This window comes from Frankia sp. CeTa3Moorea (assembly GCF_978021225.1).
This window is the reverse complement of the sequence record NZ_CDXDOR010000111.1, coordinates 1-5,347: the sequence shown is the minus strand read 5'-3', so window position 1 is coordinate 5,347 and position 5,347 is coordinate 1. Positions and strand designations below refer to the sequence as shown.

Sequence of the window (5,347 nt, the reverse complement as noted above, 5' to 3'; positions counted from 1 at the left end):
CGGCGCGGCGGGCTTGCGCGAGCCTCGGGATCCGCACCGTCTCCGAGAGCATCGCCGCGAGGATTGCCTGACCGGTGGGCGTGGTCAGCAGCGCGACCAGGGCGCGGGCGAGCTCGCGCAGGTCGGTCGCGATCGACTGGGTGTCGGGAATCAGCAGGTCGGCGGCGACATGCTCGGTGAGCGCGTCGACAACCAGGCTCTCCCGGTCTCCCCAGCGACGGTAGATGGACGTCTTGTGCACACCGGCCCGGGCCGCGACGTTTTCTACCGAGAGCTCGCCGTACCCTCGTTCGGTCAGCTCGGCCACGGTCGCCGCGAGCACGGCGGCGCGCAGCTTCTGGCCGCGGCCGACTGGACGCGGGGTGTCCCGCTCATCCGGCTCGTCCGGACCGTTCTGCCCGATCCGCTTCCGCCCGTTCCGCCCGTTCTGTGCGGCATGACTGTCGCGAGCGTGACCGTCGGGAGCGAGAGCCAAAGCAACTCCTTGTTGCGTTGTAGGCACTTCAAGTGCAATGATGACGCTATCGCAACATGATGTTGCAGAGAAACCGGCCCGCCGCTCGGTCACGGCGAGGCGAGGCTCGCCAGTCCATCGACGCGGGGAGAGCCCCTTGGAAGAAGCGATCAACGGCAAGAAGGATCTCGGGGGCCGCACGTACCTCATTACCGGCGCGAACACCGGCATCGGTCTCGAGACCGCACGGGCGCTCGCCGATCGCGGTGGCCGCGTGGTGCTCGCCTGCCGCTCGACGCAGCGGGGCCGGGCCGCCGCCGCGGACATCGCCCGGACCACCGGCAACGCCACTGTGGCGTGCCTCCCCCTGGACCTGGGGCACCTCGACTCCGTACGGCACTGCGCCGAGCTGTTTCTCCGCCTCGATGAACCGTTGCACGGCCTGATCCTCAACGCAGGGGTCGCCGGGCGCCGGGGCGTCACCCAGGATGGCTTCGAGATGGCCTTCGGCGTCAACCACCTCGGTCACTTCCTGCTGACCCAGGCACTTCTCGACCGGCTGACGAGCAGCGCGCCCGCGCGCGTGGTCGTCCTGTCCAGCGCGAGTCATCTCAACGCGCGCGGCATCGACTTCCCCGCGCTACGCCGCCCGACGAGGACGCTGACCGGTTCCCGGGAGTACGCCGTCTCCAAGCTCTGCAACGTCCTGTTCGCCCAGGAGCTGGCTAGGCGGATCACCGGCCGGGGGGTCACCACCTACGCCCTGCACCCCGGAGTCGTGGCGTCGGACATCTGGCGGGTGCTGCCCTGGCCCATCCGATCGCTTGTCACGCGGTCCATGCTGTCCACCCGCGACGGGGCCCGCACTCCGGTCTGCTGCGCCACCGCGGCCGAGCTCGCCGAACGCAGCGGCCAGTACTACGAGAACTGCCGGGAGCGGCCGCAGAGCCCGGTCGCGACGCAGGAACTGGGCCGGCTCCTGTGGCGGCACAGTGAGGCCTGGTCCGCAGGCTGATGGCCCGCCGGACACCCGTCCTCAGCACCCCGGCGTACCGCCGGTCGTCATAGCGGAATCGGCATGTTCCGACGTGTTTAGTACATGACTCAAGCCGACAAACAGAATAAGTCGCGGGCAGCATCGTGAAGGTGTCGACTATGTCAAGATCCGGGGTGTCGAACATCCGACTGGAAATGCTGGGTGCGGTGCGGGGATGGCACAACGGCCGGGAGCTGCGACTGGGACCACCGAAACAGCGAGCTGTGCTCGTGCTGCTCGCCAGCAGAAGAACAAGCGTGCTGATGGTCGACGAAATCATCGACGCGGTCTGGGGGAACGCCGCACCGTCCTCCGCAAGTAATTGCGTGCATACCTATGTCGCCGGGCTCCGACGCACCCTCGAACCCGGCCGCAGGTGCCGGGAGTCCGGAAGCGTCATTGTATCGACGGCAGGCGGCTACGCGCTCGTGATCGGCGCGGAGGAGCTTGATATCGGCCTGTTCGACAAGCGTGCGACGGAAGCCCGCTGGCTGGTTGCCCGAGGCGACCGGCCAGCCGCCGAGGCTTTCGGCACCGCCCTGGACCTCTGGCAGGGAGAGGCTTTCGCGAAGATCCCGGAACCCTTTGCGGAGGACGAACGCGCCCGCCTGCAGGGAAAGCGGCTCGGCGTCCTGGCGGAATGGGCCGACGCCATGCTGGCCGTCGGCCAGGACGCAACGATGATCCCGACGCTGTCCGAGTGGGTGGCCAGGGAGCCGCTGTGCGAGAAGCTGCACTGGCTGCTCATGCTCGCGCTTTACCGGTGCGGCCGGAGGGCCTGGCCCGCGCCGCCGGTTCACCGCCGGCGGAGAGCCTGGCACCCAGCGACCCAAAGGCGCTGTCCGCGGTGACGGCGTCGCCGGTGGTGGTATCGGTGGCACCGGAGGTATCGGTGGCACCGGTGTCTCTGGCGGTGCAGCTCCCGCCCAGGGTACGAGGCTTCGTCGGCCGCGCCGACGAGCGGGAGCGGCTGCGGGGCATCCTCGCGCCGGACCGCCCGCAGGCCGAGTCCAGCCCCATCCTTGTCGTCATCGACGGAGCGATCAGAATCAAGCTGTCGCATCTGTCGCCGGCCGAGTCCGTCCAGTTGCTCTCGTTTCTCGTCAACGATGACCGGCTGCGTGAGGACCAGGGCGCCGCCGCCCGCCTCGCCCAGCACTGCGGGCATCTTCCGCTGGCGTTGCGCATCGCAGCGGAATCTCTCGTCGAGGATCCGAGGATATCTGTCTCCGGTTTTCTGACCAGTTACGGGTCTCGCAGCGAGAAGCTCGACCACTTCACTGTGGCTGGCGACGCCGCGACCAACCTGCGATGTGTTCTTTCGACGTCGTACCGAGCCCTACCGGCCGAGGCCGCCCGCATTTTTCGGCTGCTTGGCCGGCTACCACGGCGGGAGTTCACCGTTCCCGCCGTGGCAGCCATAGCAGGCACCTCCCACGACGAGGCGCGAAGAACCCTCGGCGTGCTGGTCCGGGATCACCTGATGGAAAAGGTGGACGCCTGCCTCTATCGCTTCCACGTACTGGTCGACCTCTTCGCTGCGGAGTGCGCGAAGGCGGAGGAGCCGCCCGGCCGCGGACGCGGTGACGTGGTCTGGCACCGATCCACGAGCGCAGCCGGCCAATCCGGGGCGCCCTGAGTTTCGACGTCGTCTCCCCGAACAGGAATGAGGTAATCCCCATGTCCACGACAGCGATATGGACGGATCAACGGCGGTGGTGGGCGCTGGCCGCGCTGGTCGTCTGCCTGCTGGTGATCGGGCTGGACACTACTGTCCTGTACGTGGCTCTTCCCGAACTGGCGGAGTCGCTGCGCACCACGAACAGCCAGCTCCAGTGGATCTTCAACGCCTATCTGCTGGTGTTCGCCGGCTTGATGCTCTTCTTCGGCGTCGTCGCCGACCGGCTCGGCCGTCGCAGAGTGCTGCTCGCCGGCCTGGTCCTGTTCGGGCTCGCCTCCGCGGGCGCGACGGTCGCAGACAGTGCCGGTCAGCTCATCGCGGCACGCGCGGTCATGGGCGTCGGCGCGGCGATCATCATGCCGGTCTCGCTGTCAATGCTGTCGGTCCTCTTCGCGCCCGCGGAGCGTGCCCGCGCGCTGGCGATCTGGTCGGCGGGGGTGAGTCTCGGCCTGCCGATCGGCCCGCTGGATGGACATCGCGATCATCGTCGCCGCCGCGGTGTCATTCGTGGCGGCCGTCTCCGCGCTGGTCGGGATGCCCGGCGGCCGGCCCGCGCACCACGGCGCGGACGCTTTGGGGCCCGGCGTCGACCGTGCCCCGGAGCCAGCTGAGGGACGGGGCACCGCGCGGCCCTGAGCGCAGGCCCCGCAGATCGAAGAGAACACCGAGAACCGGGCCAATCCTGGCCCAACCGGGGCCCTACCGGGCTCTCCGCCTGGCCGGCTGGCGCGCACGATGCCAGTCGGCCAGACGCATGTGGCTCACCCCTTTAGGCAGGAGCTCGCCAGCGTCGCGGCATGTGCCGACACCTGGACATTCCGCTTATGCCCGCCGGTAGGCACGGCACAGGTGGAGCGTGATCCCGAACTCATCGCAACTCCTGGTTGCAATGAGTTCGGCCCTTGTGCATGCTGGACCGTAGCGCAACTTTTAGTTGCGATCATGGGGACTGTTGCCAGCTGCTGTGGGCAGCAGACCTCCGCTGCCCGCAGGCCGAGAGACCCCTGCCGACTGGGAAAGGAACGCTGTGGCCTGCAATCCTCGAACCGGCCTCCGAGTAGCACGACCGGCACGCGGGCAGGGCCCGCTCGTGGCATGGACACCGTCAGCACTGCCCGACCAGTCCGGGCGTCTGGCCGTGGTGACCGGCGCCAACAGCGGCATCGGGTACGTGACCGCCCGGGAGCTCGCCCGCCACGGCGCACGGGTCGTCCTCGCGTGCCGCAGCCGTGAACGCGGGCTGGAGGTCCGGGAGCGGCTGCGCGCCGAGGTACCCGGGGCCCGCGCCGAGGTGCGCCGGCTCGATCTGGCTGACCTGGCGTCCATCCGCATCTTCGCCGCCACCTGGGATCACGACCGGCTGGACCTGCTCATCAACAACGCAGGTGTGGCGATGATCCCGCGCTCGCACACCGCGGACGGCTTCGAGTCACAGTTCGGCATCAACCACCTCGGCACCTTCGCGCTCACCGGCCTGCTGATGCCCTGGCTGCTCGCCGCGCCGGACCCGCGGGTCGTCACCGTCAGCAGCGAAGGTCAGCGGTTTGCACGGCTCGACCTGGAGAATCTCAACGCCGAGCGCCGTTACCGCAGTGTGTCCGCCTATCTCCAGTCCAAGCGTGCCAACCTCTATTTCGCCTGGTACGCCTCGCTTTCCGCCCCACTCCGGAGGGTGCCAAGACGTCGTTGTATGCCGCGACCATGCCGGACCTGCCAGGCGGAAGCTACATCGTGCCCGACGGACCACTGCAGCTGCGCGGAGAACCCATCCCGCGCCGGCGGGAGCGCGCCTTTCACGACACCGCCACCGCCCGCCAGCCGTGGCACATCTCCGAACAGCTCACCGGCGTCCAGTACCAGCTGGCCCGGACGGCGACCAGCGCCGGCGGCCACTCCCGGCTGTGCTGGCCGGCGAAGCTGACCACGCCCCGGGCCGAGCGCAGCCGGTAGGTGGTGCCACGCCGTGGAGTACGGCATCAACCGGCTGAGGAGTAAATTACCGGACCACGGAGGGGCTGGGTCAGGGCATGCGGGATCACGCGGGGACCCGGTGCCGGTTGGTCCGCGCGTGCGGAATGCTGATCCTGGGGGTCTGGGGTCAGGCTGCGGGTTCGATGGTGACGGTGTAGCCGAGCTTTTCGAGTTCGGTGACGAGGGTCGCCCCGGCCGATAGGGC

The 5,347-nt window shown here is 68.9% G+C and carries 6 protein-coding genes; 5 read left to right on the top strand and 1 reads right to left on the bottom strand.

Annotated elements, in window-relative coordinates:
- On the bottom strand, positions 1–475 hold a 475-nt coding region (locus tag AC08OV_RS17645), incomplete at its 3' end, for a TetR/AcrR family transcriptional regulator (RefSeq protein WP_476619967.1).
- Positions 476–611: 136 nt separating this feature from the next.
- Between AC08OV_RS17645 and AC08OV_RS17640 the strand changes: the two genes are divergently transcribed.
- The 5 genes from AC08OV_RS17640 (at position 612) to AC08OV_RS17620 (ending at position 5,092) form a co-directional block, all read left to right on the top strand.
- Entirely contained in the window at positions 612–1,469 is an 858-nt protein-coding gene (locus tag AC08OV_RS17640; RefSeq protein WP_476614217.1) for an SDR family oxidoreductase, read from the top strand.
- Between the two features lie 155 nt (positions 1,470–1,624).
- Entirely contained in the window at positions 1,625–2,341 is a 717-nt protein-coding gene (locus tag AC08OV_RS17635; protein WP_476619966.1) for an AfsR/SARP family transcriptional regulator, read from the top strand.
- A gap of 41 nt (positions 2,342–2,382) precedes the next feature.
- Complete coding sequence (locus AC08OV_RS17630; protein WP_476614219.1) at positions 2,383–3,129, top strand: hypothetical protein; 747 nt, start codon at positions 2,383–2,385, stop codon at positions 3,127–3,129.
- Positions 3,130–3,170: 41 nt separating this feature from the next.
- A complete protein-coding gene (locus AC08OV_RS17625) occupies positions 3,171–3,782 on the top strand; it encodes an MFS transporter (protein ID WP_476614220.1) in 612 nt (203 codons plus the stop codon).
- Between the two features lie 479 nt (positions 3,783–4,261).
- Positions 4,262–5,092: an SDR family NAD(P)-dependent oxidoreductase gene (locus AC08OV_RS17620; RefSeq protein WP_476614221.1), complete on the top strand. Its 831-nt coding sequence runs from the start codon at positions 4,262–4,264 to the stop codon at positions 5,090–5,092.
- Positions 5,093–5,347 lie beyond the last annotated feature (255 nt).